We start from the raw sequence: 18,213 nt of genomic DNA, 5'->3' as shown, positions 1-18,213 counted from the left end.
CCACCGGGCAGACCAATCAGCGCGTAGGCGGTCCGGTGACCCGCATCTGTGGATCGAGGGCGGCCGGCGGCGAGACGGCCCGCGGTCGCACAGGGCACGGCGGACATCGCTGCGGAGACGGAGCAGGCCGGCACACGGCCGCCGGATCCGCGGACGAAGCCCCGCTCCGCGCGTGAAGCCCCGCCCTTCAAGTCGTCGAAGAGGGTCAGTCGAGACCGATGAGACCGAACCAGAACAGGCGTATGCGTGGTCGCAACCGCACCAACAACAAGGGGCCGAACCCGCTGACCCGGGCCTACGAGTCGAATGGTCCCGACGTCAAGATCCGCGGTACGGCCCAGCACATCGCCGAGAAGTACGCCCAGCTCGCCCGCGACGCCCAGGCGAGCGGCGATCCGGTGATGGCCGAGAACTACTTCCAGCACGGCGAGCACTATTTCCGCATCATCACGGCGGCGAACGAGCAGTATCGCCAGCAATACGGCGGTACCTACGGCCGCCAGGGCTACGACGACGAGGACGACGGCGACGACGAGGGCGCGCCGACGAACGGCTACGCCGTCCAGGAGCGCGGTCAGGACCGGGGCCAGGAGCGCGGCAACGGCTACGCCCAGTCGGGCTACGGTGCCGCCGACGATTACGGCGATCCCGCGCAACAGCCGCAGCCCTATGACGGCCGCGGCGAGGACCGTCCCTCGCGCTACGAGCGCCAGGACCGCGGCGAGACCCAGCGCCAGGACCGTCCGGACCGGCAGGAGCGCCGCGAGCGGTTCCAGCAGAACCGCCAGGATCGACAGGACCGCCAGCAGCGCGACCGGCAGGACCGTCCCGAGCGCAGCGAGCGTCAGGACCGCCAGCCTCGTTCCGAGCGCCAGGACCTCTCCCGCGTCGAGCAGCCGCGGCAGGACGACACCCGGCAGGACGCGCCGAGGCAGGAATCCGTTCGTCAGGATTCCCCTCGCCAAGATTCTCCTCGTCAGGATTCGCCCCGTCAGGAGGGCTACCGCGAGGGCGGTCGCTCCGAGTTCCGCCGCGAGCGCCGCCGCGAGGAGCCGCGCTCCGAGCCGGCCCTCGCGGCCGACGAACCGACCGGCCTGCCGGCCTTCCTGACCACGCCGGTGCGTCCGGCGGTCTCGAACCCGGCCCCGGTCGAGGAGGCCCCGCCCGCCCCGCCGGCGACCCCGGTCGAGGCATCGGACGAGGCCCCGGCGCCTCGTCCGCGCCGCCGCCGCCGCACCCGCTTCGAGGGCGCCGAGGGCGAGGGCCAGCCCTCCGGCGAGCTGTTCCCGAAGGCGTCCGAGTCCTCCGGCGAGTAGGCCTGCGGACATCCTACCGAGCGACGAAGAGAGCCGGCTCCCCAGGGGCCGGCTCTTTTCTTTGTTGGAGTCGCGGACGTCCCGACGCGGATCGGCCGGATGCAGCGACATTTTTTGCGCCGCCGCGTGTGGCGTTTCCCGCGCGACTGCCTACCTGCCGGCCTGAAGCACGGGACGGAGGTCCCGCAGACCGGCATCCTCCAGGATCGCCCGAGGTGGAGCGCAGCATGACTCACCATCCCGCCCTCGCGCAGGGCCGCGTCGCAGTCGTCACCGGCGCCGCGAGCGGCATCGGCCTTGCCGCCGCCAGGGCGTTCGCCGAGGCCGGGATGCGGGTCGTGCTCGCCGACCTGCCCGGCGAGGCGCTGACGGCAGCCGGCCGAGACGTCGCAGCTGTGGCCCGGGGCGGCGAGGCGGAGGTGCGCGCGGTGCCGACCGACGTGGCCGACCCCGAGGCCCTCGCGGCTCTCGCCCGCGAGGCCGCCTCCCTCGGCGAGGTGTCGATCCTGATGGCGAATGCCGGGATCGAGGCCGGCGGGCGATTCTTCTCCGATGCCGCGACCTGGCACCGCATCCTCGACACCAACCTGTGGGGCGTGATCAACGCACTCCAGGCCTTCGTGCCGGGCATGATGGAGCGGGGGCGGCCCGGCGCCGTGATCGTCACCGGCTCGAAGCAGGGCATCACCACGCCGCCGGGCAACACGCCCTACAACGTCAGCAAGGCCGGCGTGAAGGTGACGGCCGAGGCGCTGGCCCACGAGCTGCGCGAGGCCGGCTCGCCGGTGACCGCCCACCTGCTGATTCCGGGCTTCGTCTATACCGGCCTGACCCGAGCCCGCGGCGTGACCGAGAAGCCGGCCGGCGCCTGGACGCCGGAGGAGACCGTCGCCCTGCTGCTCGACCGGATGGCGGCGGGCGACTTCTACGTCCTCTGCCCGGACAACGAGACCACCCGGGAGATGGACGAGAAGCGCATGCGCTGGTCCGCCGACGACGTGATCCGCAACCGCCCGGCCCTGTCGCGCTGGCACCCCGACCACAAGGCCGCCTTCGCGGCCCACATGGAGGCGCCGCTCGCGGGCGGCAGCACCGGGGCGGACGAGGGGATCAGGGAGGCTGCGGCGACGCCGGCCTCGTTCTGACGCGGCACGCCCGCGAGGCCGCATCTTCATCGCGTCCCGGGTGCGTCGGAGGCACGGACGCGCCCGGGACGCATGCCGAATCGAGACGCCGCGGGATGTCGGGCGCGAAACGTGCTCGTCCCGCGGCAGGAGGCCGGCTATTCCCATGCGGAAGGGGCGCCGGCGAGGAACGGGAGACCCGTCACCCGATGCACAAGATCATTCCCGTCGCCGCCTTCGACGCGGTCGTGTTCGGCGCCACCGGCGACCTGACGATGCGCAAGCTGCTGCCGGCGCTCTACCAGCGCTTCCGCGATCGGCAGATCCCGGAGGAGAGCCGCATCGTCGCGGCGGCCCGCACCCATCTCGGCACCGACGAGTACCGGAACCTCGCCGCCACGGCGCTCGAGCGCCACGTCCCGGCGGCCGACCGTGACCCCGACACGGTGGGCCGCTTCCTCGCCCATCTCCACTACGTCGCGGTAGACGGGGCGGGCGACGAGGGCTGGGACGACCTGGCGAGCCTGCTCGCCGAGCGCCCCGACCACGTCCGGCCCTACTACCTCGCCACCTCGCCGAGCCTCTACGGCTCGATCTGCCGCAACCTCAGCGCCCACGGCCTGATCGGCGAGCGCTCGCGCGTGGTGCTGGAGAAGCCGATCGGCCACGACCTCGCCTCGGCCCGCTCCATCAACGACCAGGTCGGCAAGGTCTTTCCCGAGAGCCAGATCTTCCGCATCGACCACTATCTCGGCAAGGAGACGGTGCAGAACCTGCTGGCGTTGCGCTTCGCCAACACGATCTTCGAGCGGCTGTGGAACGCCGACGTGATCGACCACGTCCAGATCACCGTGGCGGAGACGGTCGGGGTCGAGGGGCGCGGCGGCTACTACGACACGTCGGGCGCGCTGCGCGACATGCTGCAGAACCACATGCTGCAGCTCCTCTGCCTGCTCGGCATGGAGAGCCCGCTCTCGCTCGATGCCGACGCGGTGCGCGACGAGAAGCTGAAGGTCCTGCGCGCCCTCAAGCCGATTCCCGCCCACGAGGTGGCGATGCGCACCGTGCGCGGCCAGTACGTCGCCGGCGCGGTCAACGGCCAGCCGGTCGCCTCCTACGCCGCCGACCTCGGCGGCGAGGCCCACAGCCTGACCGAGACCTTCGTGGCCCTGAAGCTCGAGCTGATGACGCCGCGCTGGGCCGGCGTGCCGTTCTACCTGCGCACCGGCAAGCGGCTGCCCCAGAAGGTCTCCGAGATCGTGGTGCAGTTCCGCTCCTCGCCGTTCAGCATCTTCTCCGACGAGTTCGCCCGCGAGCCGAACCGCCTGGTGATCCGTCTGCAGCCGCAGGAGGGCATCAAGCTCGAGGTGATGACCAAGGAGCCCGGTCCCGGCGGGATGCGCCTGCGCGCGACCGGCCTCGACATCTCGTTCGAGGAGACTTTCAACCAGCGCTACCCGGACGCCTACGAGCGCCTGCTGATGGACGTGGTGCGGGGCAACGCGACGCTGTTCATGCGGCGCGACGAGGTCGAGGCGGCCTGGGCCTGGGCCGATACCCTGCTCGACGCCTGGGCCGACCGTCCCGAGCCGCCGCGCCCCTACCAGTCCGGCACCTGGGGGCCGACCGCCGCCATCGCGCTGATCGAGCGCGACGGGCGCACGTGGCACGAGGATCTCGGCTGACGCCGAGCCGGCACGAAGACCTCGGCTGGCGCCGGGCCGGCACGGTGATCCCGGTCGAATGCCACTGATTGGAATGGATCCAAGATAATCGAAGGATCTCAACGGCATGGCCCCGGGTTCGACCGTCCGGCGGCTTCCCTTCCGGCCCGCCGCGCTCTAGACGGGCGGCGAGACACAGGCCCGTTCCGCGCCCCGGCGCGGGCGGGTGCCGAGGAATCGATCATGCCGCCCTGCCGCCTTCCCGTCGCCAGCCTGCTGGTCCTCGCCGCGTTCCTCGCGGGTCCCGTCCGTGCCCAGGAGGAGCCCGCCGTCGAGGCCCCGGCGGCGGAGGCGCCGCACAAGGCCGCGCCCAAGCCGGTGCGGCGCCCCGCCCCCAAGCCCGCCCCGGCCCCGAAGGCGGAGGCCGCGCCGCCCGTGGTGGCGGCGCCCGTCGGTGCCTGGCCCAACGGCGCCAGCGCGGTGAGCGAGGTCTACGGCGACTGGACCATCAGCTGCACCCGCGAGAACGAGAAGCGCCAGTGCCAGCTGTCGCAGGCGCAAGGCGTGGCCCAGACCGGGCAGCGCCGCTTCAGCATCGAGCTCAACCCGCCGCAGGACGGGCGCAGCAACGGCCTGCTCCTGATGCCGCTCGGCCTGTCGATCGAGCCCGGCGTGACCTTCAAGCTCGACGACGCGACGCTCGGCAAGGGCGCGCCCTACACCTCCTGCGTCCAGGCCGGCTGCATCGTGCCGATCAGCTTCCCGACGGTCGCCACCGACGCGATGAAGACCGCCGTCAACCTGCGGGTCACCGGCACCAAGCCCAACGGCGAGGCCGACACCATCACGGTGCCGCTCGCCGGGTTCGCCGCGGCCCTCGCGCGGATGGCGCAGCTTTTGAGCTGACATCTTCACCGGCTGGTCACGCTTGGGCGGCAGGCTTTCGGACATGAGCATCGATTCCGCCTCCCTCGCCGCCTTCGCCGCCGCCACGCAGGGCGCCAATTACAGCCAGCAGGTCGCGACCCTCGTGACCCGCCAGGCGCTGGACGCCGAGCGCAGCGTCGCCGCCTACGTCGCCGAGACGGCCAACATCCCGGCCCCGCCCCCGCCCGGCCAGGGGCAGATCGTCGACGTGAGCGTCTGATACCGTTTCCGGAAGATCCCTTTCGGAAACGGTATCACCAGCCCGCGCGGCGCCTGAGCGAAGCCGAAATCCGCATCGCGGAGCGATCAACCGGATTTCGTATGAGCGGCTCCGGCCTCCCGCTGCCGCCCCGCGCGCCAGCTCCTGCCTGCCCTACAGGCAGGCGGGCGGACCCTCGATCCGGTGCGATCCCCGAAGAACCGGCCTCCGAACACTGGCACGAAAGCTGCAAACGACCCCCGCAGGCTGGCCTCACGGCCCGCGGGGCAACGACGCCCGAGCCTTGGACAGGGATGTCCGACAGACGGAGGAGCGTGAACGGGCCTCGCCGGTTCCGCACGATCCTCGCCCTGAAGCGCGTCGAAGACCCCCCGCGGGGGCTATGCGTGAGGCTCGTGAGATGGCCAGTTTCAAGACCGTGATGAAGTCGGGCCATCCCCCGACCCTGTTCGCCGCATTCCTGTACTTCGATTTCTGTTTCGCGATCTGGGTGCTCAACGGCGCCATGGGTCCGTTCATCACCGAGCACTACAAGCTCACGCCCGCCCAGACCGGCTTCATGATCTCGCTGCCGATCCTGGCCGGCGCGATCATGCGCTTTCCCCTCGGCGTGCTCGCCCAGTATATCGGGCGCAAGAACGCCGCGATCACCGAGATGTCGCTGATCGTCCTGGCGATGGCCTACGGTTTCTTCCTGGTGCACTCGTTCACCGACGTGCTCGCCATGGGCGTGCTGCTCGGCATCGCGGGCGCGTCCTTCGGCGTCGCCCTGTCCCTCGGCTCGGGCTGGTTCCCGCCGGAGCACAAGGGCTTGGCGATGGGCATCGCCGGGGCCGGCAACTCGGGCACCGTGCTCGCCGTGCTGTTCGCGCCGCCGCTCGCCCAGGCCTATGGCTGGCAGGCGGTCTACGGCTTCGCCGGCGTGTTCATGCTGATCCCGCTCGCCGTCATGATCGTCTTCGCCCAGGAGCCGCCGGACCGCGAGCACCAGAGCTTCAAGCAGCACGTCTCCTGCCTGTTCGAGAAGGACGGCTGGGCCTTCAACTTGGTCTACGTCATCACCTTCGGGGGCTTCATCGGCCTGTCGAACTTCCTGCCGACCTTCTTCTACGAGCAGTTCGCCGTCACCAAGATCGAGGCCGGGCGGTTGACCATGCTGGCCGCCCTGATGGGCTCGGGCATCCGCATCCTCGGCGGCTACTTCGCCGACCGGATCGGCGGGATCCTGGTCCTGACCGTGGTGCTGCTCGCCGCCGTCGGCTCGTTCCTGATGCTCACCGCGGCGCCGACGCTGCTGGTCACCACGATCCTGTTCATGTTTTGCTTCGCGGCGCTCGGCGCCGGCAACGGCGCGCTGTTCCAGCTCGTGCCCCTGCGCTGGCCGACCAACACCGCGGTGGCGGGCTCGATGATCGGCGAGGTGGGCGCGCTCGGCGGCGCCATCCTGCCGAACGCCATGGGCCTGTCGAAGCAGTATACCGGCGGCTTCGCGGCGGGCTTCCTGTTCTACGCCGCCTTCACGGCGGTCGTGCTCGGCTGCCTCGCCCTGTGGTCGCGCAAGTGGGTCGGCGTCTGGGTCGGTCCCCGCGGCAAGGTCCTGAGCACGTCCGGCGAGCCGGAGGCCGGCCAGGCGAACCCGATCGGCGGCGTGCAGCGCGCCTGATCTACACCACGTCGCGCCCGTCGCTGACCACGCGGGCGAAGACCAGCACGTCGACCGCTGCCGCCCCGCCGCGCAGGAGCGCCCGGGCGGCGGCGTTCGCCGTTGCGCCGGTGGTCAGCACGTCGTCCACGAGCAGCACGCGCTTGTCCTGAAGCCGCGCCCGCGCCGCTTCCGGCACCCGGAATGCGCCCTGCAGGTTCTCGGCCCGGGCGGCCCGGGTCAGGCCCACCTGCTGGCGGGTCCGCTTCACCCGGGCGAGGAGGTCCGGCGCCACCGTCACGCCGCTCCCGCGGGCCACCACCCGGGCGAGCAGATGGGCCTGATTGAAGCGGCGCCGCCACAGCCGCCAGCGCCAGAGCGGCACCGGCACCACGAGGTCGGCCTCGGCCATGAGTTCGGCGCCCGCCCGCGCCATCATCCCGCCGAGCGCCCCCGCGAGGTCGAGGCGGTCCTCGTATTTCAGTCGCTGCACCAGGCGCCGCGCCGTCGCGTCGTAGCGGGCCACCGCCCGGGCGCGCTGATAGACCGGCGGGTCGGCGAGCGCCGCCGGGGAGAGCAGGCCGGGCGATCCGAGATCGACCGAGAACGGCGTCCCTAGCCGCTCGCAATAGGGCCGCTCGATGAAGCGCATCTCGCGCCAGCAGCCCGCACAGAGCGCGTGCGGCACCGCCGTGGCGCCCCCGCAGGCGATGCAGCTCGGCGGATAGACCAGACCGACGACCCCGCGCAGCGCGAGGCCCGGCAGCCCGGCGAGGCGGCGCAGGTCCGTCATCGCCGCCGCGGCCCCGACGCACCGGGTCCTCCCGCGTCCCGAGGGACGGCCAGGCCAGGGACGAGGGGACGGGCGCTGGAAACAGGCAACATGGTGCCTGCTTGTCGCCCATGACGGTTGCAGTGTGAACACCTGTTGCGCACGATCGTGCTCAAGACCAATGCGATGGAGGAAACGGTCATGAACGCGGTCTGGGCTCCGTCCTTGTCCAAAGCCGGGCTCGGTCGCGGTCCCGTCGCGGTCTCCGTCGAGGAACTGCGCGAGCGCGCCCGGCGCGAGTTCAAGCGTGTCTGGACCCTCTGCGCGCTGGCCCACTGAACGCCAGGTCGACCGGTAACCCCGATAGTCCGCGGAATGTCCCACCCGCGACCTTATCCTGGGGTCGCGGGTCGGACGTGGGACCCATCGAAACATTTCGCCCGCAAGCCGACGGGCGCCGTGCAGCGGCCGCCCCATCGGCCGCGTGGCGCGCTACAGGTCCGGCAGCTCGTCGTGGTGCAGCAGCAGCACGTCGGTGACCGCCGCGAGCTTGCGGGCCGCGGGCGTGAAGCCGGCATTCGAGACCACGGCCGCGTGGTCGGCGTTCCAGTAGCTGCGCGCCGCGATCACCTCCTGCACCGCACCGTTGCCGACCGGCTTCGCGTAGCGCTTGCACTGCACCACCAGCCGGATCCCGTCGCGCTCGGCCACCACGTCGGCGCCCTGGTCGCCGGCGGCCTTGGTAGTGCGTGCGTCCCATCCCGCCCGGTCGAGCAGGGCGGCACAGAAGCGCTCGTAGGCGATGCCGTCCTCGGGCAGCGCCTCGCCCTCGTCCGGCGGCCCGACGCTGAGCGACGCCGCCTCGACGATCTCCAGGATCTCGTCGTAGCGCGCCGCGATCAGGTCGCCATAGCCCTCGGCCTCGAGGCGCGGCAGCACCGTCCGGTCGGCGAAGTAGCTGCGCTCGCGCAGCCAGCCGTCGAGGATCTCGTTGCCGTAGGGATCGACATAGCTCTCCTGGCGTCGGCGCAGCGCCAGGGTCTCGCGGTGGCGCCGCGCGATCGCCCGGACCCGCCGGCGGAAGCGGCCGCCCCGGCCGAGCCGGTGCAGCACCAGAACCAGGGCCACCAGCCCGGCGACCCCAAGGGCCTTGGGCCCGAACCACAGGCTCGCCGCGCCACCGACCAGGATCGGCCAGAACAGGCGATCGGCGAGGCTGGAGGTGCGGCGCATCGGGAAGGACTCTCGCGCCGCGCGATGCGGCTGGACGGTCCGGACTCTCGCGGGAGCGCGTTGTCCCCAGCCTAAGGCGGGGCCTGTCCCCGGATTCATCCACAGCAGAACGCCACCTCGCCCCGGGGGCCCGCATCGGCCTCGAGACGGCGGTCCCTCACGCGAGCGTGTCGAGGCAAGGCCTTCGCGGCGCTTGCATTCGGGCGGCCGCGCGGCCGATCCTGGTGCTCCGCCGGGGTGTCTCGGGCCGGCGCACGGGAGTCCCCGGATGAGGTCACGCGTCGCCGCGCTTCTCGCCTGCCTCCTCGCCGCCATGGCGGCCGGCCCTCCGGTCCGGGCCGCGGACGCGCCGGTCGAGGTCGACGTCGCCCTCGTGCTGGCGGTCGACGTCTCCCTGTCGATGACCGGCGACGAGCAGGCGGTGCAGCGGGAGGGCTACGTCGAGGCGTTCCGCAACCCGGCGGTGCACAAGGCGATCCGCCAGGGCATGGTCGGGCGCATCGCCGTGACCTACGTCGAATGGGCCGGGGTCGGCAACCAGCGGGTCGTGGTGCCGTGGACGCTCATCGCCGGGGCCGAGGAGGCCGCCGGCTTCGCCGAGCGGCTGGTCCAGAGCCCGCCCCGGCGCTCGACCTGGACCTCAATCGCCAGCGCGATCGACTTCTCCGCCGGGCTCCTCGCCGGCAGCGGCTTCGAGGCGACGCGGCGGGTGATCGACGTATCGGGGGACGGGCCGAACAACCAGGGCCGCTCGGTCACCCGGGCGCGGGACGACGCGGTGGGGCAGGGGATCGTCATCAACGGCCTGCCGTTGATGATCCGCGAGCCGAGCGGGCCGTGGGACATCAAGGATCTCGACCGCTACTACCGCGACTGCGTGATCGGCGGGAGCGGGAGCTTCATGGTGCCGGTCCGCGAGCGCGACCAGTTCGCCGCCGCGATCCGCACCAAGATCATCCGCGAGGTGGCGGGCCGCGAGACCGGCCCGCTGCTGCAGCGGGCCCAGGGCGAGCCCCGGGCCAACTGCCTGATCGGCGAGCGCCCCAACCCCGACTGGGATTAGCGCGACTCCGTCTGCAATCTGAAGATGCAGAGGGCCGCTCGTCGGCCCGCGGGCCGGCTCAGCCCTCGTTGCCCCGCAGCGCCTTGCGCCGCTGCTGCCCGAGGCCCATGGTCTTGGCCAGTTCCGAGCGCGCCGCGGCGTAGTTCGGTGCCACCATCGGATAGTCGGGCGACAGGTTCCAGCGCGCGCGATACTCCTCCGGCGTCAGGCCGTAGCGGCTGCGCAGGTGGCGCTTCAGCGACTTGAACTTCTTGCCGTCCTCGAGGCACACCAGATAGTCCGGCATGATCGATTTCTTGATCGGAACGGCCGGGGTCAGCGGCTCGGCCGGCTCCGCCGTCTCGGTGTTGCCGAGACCGCCCAGCGCCGAATGGACCGAGGCGATCAGGGCGGGAAGCTCGGCGACCGGCAACGAGTTGTTGCTCACGAATGCCGCCACGATGTCCGCCGCCAGCTGGATGTGGTCCGTCGACGCCTCGCTGTCACTCATCACTTAGTCCTCTTCTCCCGATCGATCCATGAGACGTTCGGACATCCCCGCCTCGGGACTCTGTGTGAGGGCGCCGAAACGCGGGCCATGTCCGGCTTTGCTTCTGCGTGCAACTATGGTGTCGGCGCCAGAACCGCAAGAGAAAAACAAGCAACCTTCCCCAACGGTCCAACGCCGTTCATAAAACTTGCAGGAATGGACATCGAGGCTGGGTTGTGCTCGCCTCAGCCTGCGCGGCCAAGGCACCTATCTCTCCCGACGGCGGTGCCCCGGCCATATCCTCTTCGGCTTATGCCATCCGGAGGATTCATTGTCTTTTGGAGGATGCGGATTTCATCCGATCGTCGCAAGTCAACGACCGATGCCGGCGTAATCGCCGGCCACCGCTCCCGACCGATCGGACCACCAACCACAAGGTGTCGCGGGCGACCGCGAAGAGTCGTCGGGTGATTGGGACTGCTGCAATTCGTTTATGCGCGAATCGATCGACGACGAATCGGCGCAGGGCAGCGTTTCCCCGCGCCGGCGGGTGCGCCGATACAGTTCGCTGGGCGGTGAAGACTGTGGCGCGCGAACAGGCCTGTCGTAACGGCAGCCGATCGATGCGCGATCGGCTGCCGGACACCGGTGGGATCGCTCCGCGATGCCGGACCGGGCGGCCGAGTGCTGTCGGTCGATTGCCGGAACCGGGCCGGTCGCGCGGCCTTTTCAGGCCGCCGTCCGCGTCGCCGGCTCGAGGGCCGCGACGGCCAGGACCTGGTCGCGTCCGCGCACCGCGTGCTCGCCGAGCGGACGCGCACGCACGTCTTCGGGCAGGCGCGGCAGCTTCGCCAGCAGGTCGCCGGAGATCAGCACCGGCGCGTCGAGGGTGCGGCACAGGGCCTCAAGCCGGGCGGTGACGTTCACCGCATCGCCGAAATACGCGATCTTGTGCCGGTCGACCCCGATCTCGGCGGTGACCACCGGGCCGCCATGCAGGGCGGCGCGAATGCGCGGCACGGTGCCGAAGCGCTCCTGCCAGGCCGCCGCGTCCCGGGTCAGGCTGTCCTGGATCGCCAGCACGCAGGCGACGCAGCGGGCGCCCTGCAGGCCGCGGGCCATCGGCCAGGTGATCATCGCCATGTCGCCGACGAAGTCGTCGGTCGAGCCCTGGCAGCGCCGCACCGGTTCGGCCAGGGTCGCGAAGACGGCGCTGAGGAACGCCTGCGTCCTCAGCGCCCCGTGGGTCTCGGCATAGGCGGTGGAGCCGACGACGTCGACGAACAGGAAGATGCGCTCCTCCTCGACCGGCCGGTGATAGCGGCCGACCAGCAGGTTGACGAAGACCTCGGCGCCGATGAGGTCGCGCATGCGCACCACGAAGACGAGCAGCGCCGAGACGGCGAGCGCGTAGACCAGCACGCGCAGCGAGGGCACCACCGCCTCGGCGAAGGGCTCCGGGCTCAGGCCCGTGCTCCAGACGATGACGCCGCCGGTGGCGTGCCCGAGGGTAATCATGCCGACATAGGCGAGCTCGGCGATCGGCACGTACAGGAAGGTCGGCAGCCGGCGCAGCCGCGCCTGCAGCCGCGGCAGCAGCGTGCCGCGCTCCATCAGCAGCGCGCAGGCGCCGATGAACACGCCGTGGATCGCCGCGACCAGCGGGATGCCGTTCTTGAACAGCGCGTCGTAGAGCAGGCCGGCCCCGGCGCTGAGCGCCAGGATGCCGATCCAGAACCAGGCGTGCTGCGGGATCGGCAGCCGCAGCGTGCGCAGGAACTCGGCGGCGCGCGCCCAGGGCCCGGCGGAATCCGGCTCCCCCGATGAGCGGTGGTCGACGGGGCCGGCTGCGGGCACGATGGCGCTCTCCTGGGCCGGCGGACTCGGGGCAGGCCCGCGGCATCGGGGCAGTTCAGCCGGGATTCGCGCCGATTTGAGGGCACCGGCGCCAAGACGGCGCGGATCGCCGGCCGCGGCGGCCCGATGCCGCCGTGATCGCCGTCGCACCGCGGAGCCGGTCTGCTGTGGAAACCTGTGGAACTGTTGGCTTGACCATGGCGTTTGCAGCCCGGACACAGCATTCGAGCCCGGAGCCCACAATGTCTCTTCGTCTTGCTACCCTCGCGACGCTCGCCGCCCTCGTCACCGTTCCGGCGCTGGCCGAGGACGTGACGGTGATCCGCCGCGATTCGGCGCCGGTGGAGCGCAGCACCGTGATCGAGAAGCGCTCGGTCGAGTCGACCGGCTCGGTCGGCGGCTGCGAGACCAAGACCGTCAAGAAGACCAACGAGTACGGCGACAGCAAGACCGTTCGCAGCGAGCGCTGCGACTGATCCCCCGATACGGCTTTCCGGAAATCATCTCCCGGAAAGCCGTATCGCGTGCCGGCGCTGCGCCCGAGCGACGCCGGTTTCTACGTCGCGACGCGATCGGTCGGGCATCGTACGACGACAGAAGGGCGGCTCCGCGAGGGGCCGCCCTTTTCGGTACTCGTCACCCGGCGTCCCTGGCAAAGCCCCCCTCCGCGGGAGGAGAGCCTTGCCGGCAGCCCTTACTTGAGCAGGCGGGCCAGGGTCTTGCCGGCCGGGCTCTTCATCTCCTTGGCGTCGAGCGTGCCGTCGTTGTCCGGGTCGGCGGCCTTGAACAGGCTCTCGGCGAGGGCGACGTACTCGTCCTTGGTCAGCGTGCCGTCGTTGTCCGGATCGGCCTTCATCAGCTGCTGGCGGCTCAGGCGGCCCTTCAGCTCCTTGGCGTCGAGCGTGCCGTCGGCATCCTTCTCGAGCTTGTCGAACACCGCGGCGGCGGCGGCCTTGACCTCGGCGATGTCGATCGTGCCGTCGGAGTCGGTGTCGACGGCCGCGATGGTGCGGTCGGCCTTCGGCTTGGCCTCGGCGGAGGCCGGGAGCGCCAGCGGCGCGGCGAGCAGGGCGGCGAGAAGCAGGGTGCGGTTCAGCATGGACAGTCTCCGGCGCAAGCGTCGTCCATCCCTCGTCGTTCAAGGGATGGGATAATCTGGCAAGCGGATACCTAACCGTTGCGGGAAGCTTTGCAACCCCGTCTGACGCAAGGGAGGGTCACGCGCCGAGCCGTTCCGCCAGGATCTTGTCGACCCGGCGCCCGTCCATGTCGACGACCTCGAAGCGCCAGCCGCCGCGCTCGAACCCGTCGCCGGCGGTCGGGATGCGTCCGAGCTGGAAGATCACGAAGCCTGCGAGCGTCGAGAAGTCGTCGGTATCGGGCCGCTCGGTGAGGCCGAGGCGCTCGAAGGCTTCGACCGCGGGCATCATTCCATCGATGAGCAGCGAGCCGTCCTGGCGCTCGACCACCATCGGCTCGTCGTCGTCGGTCTCCGGGATGTCGCCGGCGATCGCCTCGAGGAGGTCGGTCTGGGTGACGATGCCCTCGAGGTCGCCGTACTCGTCGACGACGATCGCCATCCGGACGGGCTTGGCCTTGAACGTCTCCAGCACCCGCAGGATCGGCATGCCCTCGTGCACGACGATCGGCTCGCGGATGATCGCGTCGAGGCTGATCGGTGCCCCGTCGAGGAGCTGGTTGAGCACGTCCTGCTTGCGCAGCACGCCGACGATCTCGTGGATCTCGCCGCGGCTCGCGACCAGCTGCTCGTGGCGGCAGGCGCGGATCGTCTCCAGCACCGCCTCACGCGGATCCTCGACGTCGATCCAGTCGACTTCGTGGCGCGGGGTCATGATGTCCCGCACCCGCCGCTCGCCGATGCCGAAGATGCGCTGGACCGCCGCCTGCTGCGATTCCTGGATCAGGCCGGCCTCCTGGCTCGCCGCCACCAGGAGCGACAATTCGGCGGTGGAGTGGAGCGAGCCCTCGCCGGAGCCCGGCTGCAGGCCGCACAGCCGCAGCACGCCGTTGCCGAGCCCGTTGAGGAACGAGATCGCCGGGCGGAAGATCAGCAGGAACAGCCGCAGGGGCCGCACGATGGCGAGCGCGGTGCGCTCGCTGCGCTGCAAGGCCAGGCTCTTCGGCGCCAGCTCGCCCAGCACGATGTGCAGCGAGGTGATCACCACGAAGGAGAAGACCACCGCGATGGCGTGGGCGCCGGCCGTGCTGACGCCCTGCGGCAGGAAGGCGAGCAGCGGCTCGATCAGGTGGGCCAAGGCCGGCTCGCCGACCCAGCCCAGCGCCAGCGACGAGATGGTGATGCCGAGCTGCGTGGCGGCGAGGTGCGAATCCAGGCTGTCGACCGCCCGCTGCAGGGCGCCCGCATTGACCCGCTTCTCGGCGACGAGCTCCTGGACCCGGCTGCGCCGGACCGCAACGAGGGCGAACTCGGCCGCGACGAAGAACCCGTTCGCGAAAACGAGGAACACGATGGCGAACAGGCCGAGGCCCGTCCCCCAGGGACTGTCGGAGAAAATCACCGCCTCCCGTGGCGCGACCGGCCGCTCCCGGGGCGGGGCGTGGCCGGCCCCCTCATAGCAAGTCTGCTCCTCCGAGCCTATCCGTCCGATGCCCGATCCGGCCGTTCCTCCACGGGCGATGCCGCGGCGGAAGTCCGGTCGCGCGGGCGGTGGACGACCGCGCTCATCCCGCGGCGCAACATCTGGCCTCGACCCGCGGTTTCTGCTAGGCGCCGGCAAAGATCCTGCGCCGGCTCAGGCTTCTTCCCTTGTCCGGGATCTCCGCCGCGCCGCGCTCCACGACCGAAAGACCCGGTTCATCATGGCGAGCGACCTGTCCCGCATCTCCCGTGCGCTTCTCTCCGTCTCCGACAAGACCGGGCTGGTGGAGTTCGCCCGCGCGCTCGCCGCCCGCGGCGTGACCCTGGTCTCGACCGGCGGCACCCACCGGGCGCTGACCGAGGCGGGCCTGACGGTGACGGAGGTCTCCGACCTCACCGGCTTCCCCGAGATGATGGACGGTCGGGTCAAGACCCTGCATCCGGGCGTGCATGGCGGGCTGCTCGCGATCCGCGACAATCCCGAGCACCAGGCCGCCATGCTGGCCCACGGCATCGCGGCGATCGATCTCCTCGTCGTCAACCTCTATCCGTTCGAGGCGACGCTCGCCGCCGGCAAGCCCGCCGCGGAGTGCATCGAGAACATCGATATCGGCGGACCGGCGATGATCCGCGCGGCGGCCAAGAACCACAAGGACGTCGCCGTGGTGGTCGACGTCGCAGACTATGATTCGGTGCTGGCCGACCTCGACGCCCATGACGGCGCCGTCGCCTTCGCGACCCGCCGGCGGCTGGCCCAGAAGGCCTATGCCCGCACGGCCTCCTACGACGCCGCCATCTCGACCTGGCTCGCTGGCGAGATCGAGGCCGTGCCCGAGATCCAGACCTTCCGGGCGCTCGGCGGTACGCTGGCCCAGGGCCTGCGCTACGGCGAGAACCCGCACATGAAGGCCGCGTTCTACCGCACCGCCGGCGCCCCGCGCCCGGGCGTGGCGACCGCGCGCCAGCTCCAGGGCAAGGAGCTGTCCTACAACAACATCAACGACACCGACGCCGCCTACGAGGCGGTGAGCGAGTTCGATCCCGCCCGCACCGCGGCGGTGGTAATCGTCAAGCACGCCAACCCGTGCGGCGTCGCCGAGGGCTCGAGCCTGATCGAGGCCTACGAGCGGGCGCTTCGCTGCGATCCGGTCTCGGCCTTCGGCGGCATCGTCGCGCTCAACCGCACGCTGGACGCGGAAGCCGCGAAGAAAATCGTCGAGATCTTCACGGAAGTGATCATCGCGCCCGACGCCACCGAGGAGGCGGCCGCGATCGTCGCCGCCAAGAAGAACTTGCGCCTCCTCACCACAGGCGGCGTCGCCGATCCCCGGAGCGCCGGCCAGGTCTGGCGCACGGTGGCGGGTGGCTTCCTGGTCCAGGACCGCGACAACGCCGTCGTCGACGACATGCCGCTCAAGGTCGTGACGAAGCGTGCGCCGACCGAGGCCGAACTGTCGGACCTGCGCTTCGCCTTCCGGGTTGCCAAGCACGTCAAGTCGAACGCGATCGTCTACGCGAAGGACGGCGCGACCGTCGGCATCGGTGCCGGGCAGATGTCGCGGGTCGATTCCTCCCGCATCGCCGCCTGGAAGGCGGCCGAGGCCGCCAAGGCCGCGGGTCTGCCCGAGAGCCTCGCCCGCGGCGCGGTGGTGGCCTCCGACGCGTTCTTCCCCTTCGCCGACGGCCTGCTGGCTGCGGCCGAGGCCGGCGCCACGGCGGTGATCCAGCCCGGCGGCTCGATGCGCGACGACGACGTCATCCGAGCCGCCGACGAGGCCGGCCTCGCCATGGTACTGTCCGGCTACCGCCACTTCCGGCACTGACCGATCAAGGCCGCCCCCCGATCGAGGGGCGGCCTTCGCCGACCGGACCGTTGACCCTCGGGCCGGCCTCGGCCAAGCCTCGCCGGGACGACAGGCGGGACCTCGACGAATGCGGCTGGACGAACACCCCTTGCGGGCCCGGGTGCTGGCGGAGGTCCACGCCCGGCCGTTCACGCCGGTTAAGACGCCCCGCCGCTTCCTGCACTACGCCTTCCTGACCGACGGCGATGCCGCCGCCGCCGACCGCGACGCGCTCGAGGCCTATTGCACGGGCTTAGGCCATCCCGGCCCGGCCTTGGGCGCCAAGCAGCACCGGGTGATCTTCTCCGGCGCGATCCTGCGATGGGAGAGCCACAGCGAGTTCACCACCTATACCTGGGAGTACGGCGACGCCCAGGGCCAGGCCTTCCAGCCCCAGCCCGACGCGATCGAGGGCGCGATGGGGGAGGTGGCCCAGCCCGGCCCGCTCCTCGTCGCGGTCGACCTCCATCTCCTGCCGGCGGTCGACGGGGGCTTGCCCCCCGACGTGGTGTCGGGCTTCAACGCCGCCTCCCTGGCGATGGCGGAGGCCGAGGGCGGTGCCGCGGTGATCGCCACCGACTTCCAGCCCGACCCGCACGGCTACGTCCGCATCGTGGTGGCCGACCGGCGCCTGAGCCGGCTCGGTGCCGGAACCCTGGTGCAGCGCCTGCTCGAGATCGAGACCTACCGGACCCTGGCCCTCCTCGGCCTGCCGGAGGCGCAGGCGCTCGGTCCGACCATCCGGCGGATCGAGACCGCGCTGCCGCCCCTGATGGAGGCGATGCGCTCCAGCGAGGGGTTCGAGAAGAACCACGCCCTCCTCGACGAGCTGATCGGGCTCGCCGCCGAGCTCGAGGCCGGGGCGTCGCGGGCGATGTACCGCTTCGGCGCGACCCGGGCCTACGACGAGTTGGTGCGCCTGCGCCTCTCCTCCTCGGGCGAGCACGCGCTGCCCGGGCAGACGAGCTGGTCGGTCTTCCTCGCCCGGCGCTACAACCCGGCGATCCGCACCTGCACGACGATCGCCGAGCGGCAGGACCTGCTCTCGCGCAAGCTCGCCCGGGCGGCCCAGATGCTGCGCACCCGGGTCGACATCGAGCTGGAGCGCCAGAACCAGGCCCAGCTGCAATCGATGAACGACCGGGTGCGGCTGCAACTGCGCATGCAGCAGACCGTCGAGGGCCTCTCGGTCGCGGCGATCACCTACTACGTCGCGAGCCTCGTCCACCACGTCCTGGAGGGCGTCCACCATGCCGGCGTGCCGGTCGACGCCACGGTCGGGACCGCGATCGCGGTGCCGGTGGTGCTGGCGGGCGTGTGGTGGACGGTCCGGCGCATCCGGCGGATGCATGCGGAGCCGGGCCACTGAGGGGGTTGCACCGGTTCGTCCGTCGCGACGATCTCGGCACCCTTTAGGAATTTGCAACAATGCTTCCGCCATCCGGACGAGGGCGGATAGCAA

The 18,213-nt window shown here is 71.2% G+C and carries 17 protein-coding genes; 11 read left to right on the top strand and 6 right to left on the bottom strand.

Annotation, left to right across the window (positions count from 1 at the left end):
* The first annotated feature begins 242 nt into the window (after positions 1 to 242).
* The 6 genes from BMX97_RS16055 (at position 243) to BMX97_RS16030 (ending at position 6,914) form a co-directional block, all read left to right on the top strand.
* Positions 243 to 1,316 carry a DUF4167 domain-containing protein gene (locus BMX97_RS16055; protein WP_177202240.1) on the top strand — a complete coding sequence of 358 codons (1,074 nt, stop codon included), beginning with the start codon at positions 243 to 245 and terminating at the stop codon, positions 1,314 to 1,316.
* Positions 1,317 to 1,543: 227 nt separating this feature from the next.
* Positions 1,544 to 2,461, top strand: coding sequence for an SDR family NAD(P)-dependent oxidoreductase (locus BMX97_RS16050; RefSeq protein ID WP_091752086.1), 918 nt, complete (start codon positions 1,544 to 1,546; stop codon positions 2,459 to 2,461).
* A gap of 188 nt (positions 2,462 to 2,649) precedes the next feature.
* Positions 2,650 to 4,125, top strand: coding sequence for a glucose-6-phosphate dehydrogenase (gene zwf, locus BMX97_RS16045; protein ID WP_091752012.1), 1,476 nt, complete (start codon positions 2,650 to 2,652; stop codon positions 4,123 to 4,125).
* 222 nt (positions 4,126 to 4,347) lie between these two features.
* A complete protein-coding gene (locus BMX97_RS16040; protein ID WP_091752009.1) occupies positions 4,348 to 5,010 on the top strand; it encodes an invasion associated locus B family protein in 663 nt (220 codons plus the stop codon).
* Positions 5,011 to 5,053: 43 nt separating this feature from the next.
* Positions 5,054 to 5,251 carry a putative motility protein gene (locus BMX97_RS16035; protein WP_091752006.1) on the top strand — a complete coding sequence of 66 codons (198 nt, stop codon included), beginning with the start codon at positions 5,054 to 5,056 and terminating at the stop codon, positions 5,249 to 5,251.
* Between the two features lie 400 nt (positions 5,252 to 5,651).
* Complete coding sequence (locus BMX97_RS16030; protein WP_091752003.1) at positions 5,652 to 6,914, top strand: MFS transporter; 1,263 nt, start codon at positions 5,652 to 5,654, stop codon at positions 6,912 to 6,914.
* Between the two features lies 1 nt (position 6,915).
* Here BMX97_RS16030 and BMX97_RS16025 read toward each other — a convergent pair whose 3' ends face one another.
* Positions 6,916 to 7,686 carry a ComF family protein gene (locus tag BMX97_RS16025; RefSeq protein ID WP_091752000.1) on the bottom strand — a complete coding sequence of 257 codons (771 nt, stop codon included), beginning with the start codon at positions 7,684 to 7,686 and terminating at the stop codon, positions 6,916 to 6,918.
* A 135-nt stretch (positions 7,687 to 7,821) separates the two neighbouring features.
* Here BMX97_RS16025 and BMX97_RS16020 point away from each other — a divergent pair, with 135 nt between their 5' ends.
* On the top strand, positions 7,822 to 8,004 hold the full coding sequence (locus tag BMX97_RS16020) for a hypothetical protein (RefSeq protein ID WP_091751997.1): 183 nt from the start codon (positions 7,822 to 7,824) through the stop codon (positions 8,002 to 8,004).
* A 153-nt stretch (positions 8,005 to 8,157) separates the two neighbouring features.
* Here the strand turns inward: BMX97_RS16020 and BMX97_RS16015 are convergent, their stop codons facing one another.
* Positions 8,158 to 8,898, bottom strand: a complete 741-nt coding sequence (locus tag BMX97_RS16015; protein WP_091751994.1) for a restriction endonuclease — start codon at positions 8,896 to 8,898, stop codon at positions 8,158 to 8,160.
* 268 nt (positions 8,899 to 9,166) lie between these two features.
* On the opposite strand from BMX97_RS16015, the gene BMX97_RS16010 reads away from it, so the two are divergent.
* A complete protein-coding gene (locus tag BMX97_RS16010; RefSeq protein WP_091751991.1) occupies positions 9,167 to 9,961 on the top strand; it encodes a DUF1194 domain-containing protein in 795 nt (264 codons plus the stop codon).
* 58 nt (positions 9,962 to 10,019) lie between these two features.
* Here BMX97_RS16010 and BMX97_RS16005 read toward each other — a convergent pair whose 3' ends face one another.
* Complete coding sequence (locus BMX97_RS16005) at positions 10,020 to 10,451, bottom strand: Ros/MucR family transcriptional regulator (RefSeq protein WP_091751988.1); 432 nt, start codon at positions 10,449 to 10,451, stop codon at positions 10,020 to 10,022.
* A gap of 708 nt (positions 10,452 to 11,159) precedes the next feature.
* Complete coding sequence (locus BMX97_RS16000; RefSeq protein ID WP_177202249.1) at positions 11,160 to 12,191, bottom strand: adenylate/guanylate cyclase domain-containing protein; 1,032 nt, start codon at positions 12,189 to 12,191, stop codon at positions 11,160 to 11,162.
* Between the two features lie 338 nt (positions 12,192 to 12,529).
* Here BMX97_RS16000 and BMX97_RS15995 point away from each other — a divergent pair, with 338 nt between their 5' ends.
* On the top strand, positions 12,530 to 12,763 hold the full coding sequence (locus tag BMX97_RS15995) for a hypothetical protein (RefSeq protein ID WP_060845499.1): 234 nt from the start codon (positions 12,530 to 12,532) through the stop codon (positions 12,761 to 12,763).
* Positions 12,764 to 12,981: 218 nt separating this feature from the next.
* Here BMX97_RS15995 and BMX97_RS15990 read toward each other — a convergent pair whose 3' ends face one another.
* Positions 12,982 to 13,386 (bottom strand): EF-hand domain-containing protein, encoded by a 405-nt coding sequence (locus BMX97_RS15990; protein ID WP_091751985.1) that lies wholly within the window; start codon positions 13,384 to 13,386, stop codon positions 12,982 to 12,984.
* Between the two features lie 118 nt (positions 13,387 to 13,504).
* Complete coding sequence (locus tag BMX97_RS15985; protein ID WP_091751982.1) at positions 13,505 to 14,827, bottom strand: hemolysin family protein; 1,323 nt, start codon at positions 14,825 to 14,827, stop codon at positions 13,505 to 13,507.
* A 301-nt stretch (positions 14,828 to 15,128) separates the two neighbouring features.
* On the opposite strand from BMX97_RS15985, the gene purH reads away from it, so the two are divergent.
* Both purH and BMX97_RS15975 read left to right on the top strand, forming a co-directional pair.
* On the top strand, positions 15,129 to 16,730 hold the full coding sequence (purH, locus tag BMX97_RS15980; RefSeq protein ID WP_091751978.1) for a bifunctional phosphoribosylaminoimidazolecarboxamide formyltransferase/IMP cyclohydrolase: 1,602 nt from the start codon (positions 15,129 to 15,131) through the stop codon (positions 16,728 to 16,730).
* 109 nt (positions 16,731 to 16,839) lie between these two features.
* A complete protein-coding gene (locus tag BMX97_RS15975; RefSeq protein WP_091751974.1) occupies positions 16,840 to 18,120 on the top strand; it encodes a DUF3422 family protein in 1,281 nt (426 codons plus the stop codon).
* The last annotated feature ends 93 nt before the right edge of the window (positions 18,121 to 18,213 follow it).

This window comes from Methylobacterium sp. ap11, assembly GCF_900110515.1.
GTDB lineage: Bacteria > Pseudomonadota > Alphaproteobacteria > Rhizobiales > Beijerinckiaceae > Methylobacterium > Methylobacterium ajmalii.
The sequence above is the reverse complement of the archived record's forward strand: the minus strand, read 5'-3'. Positions and strand labels throughout refer to the sequence as shown.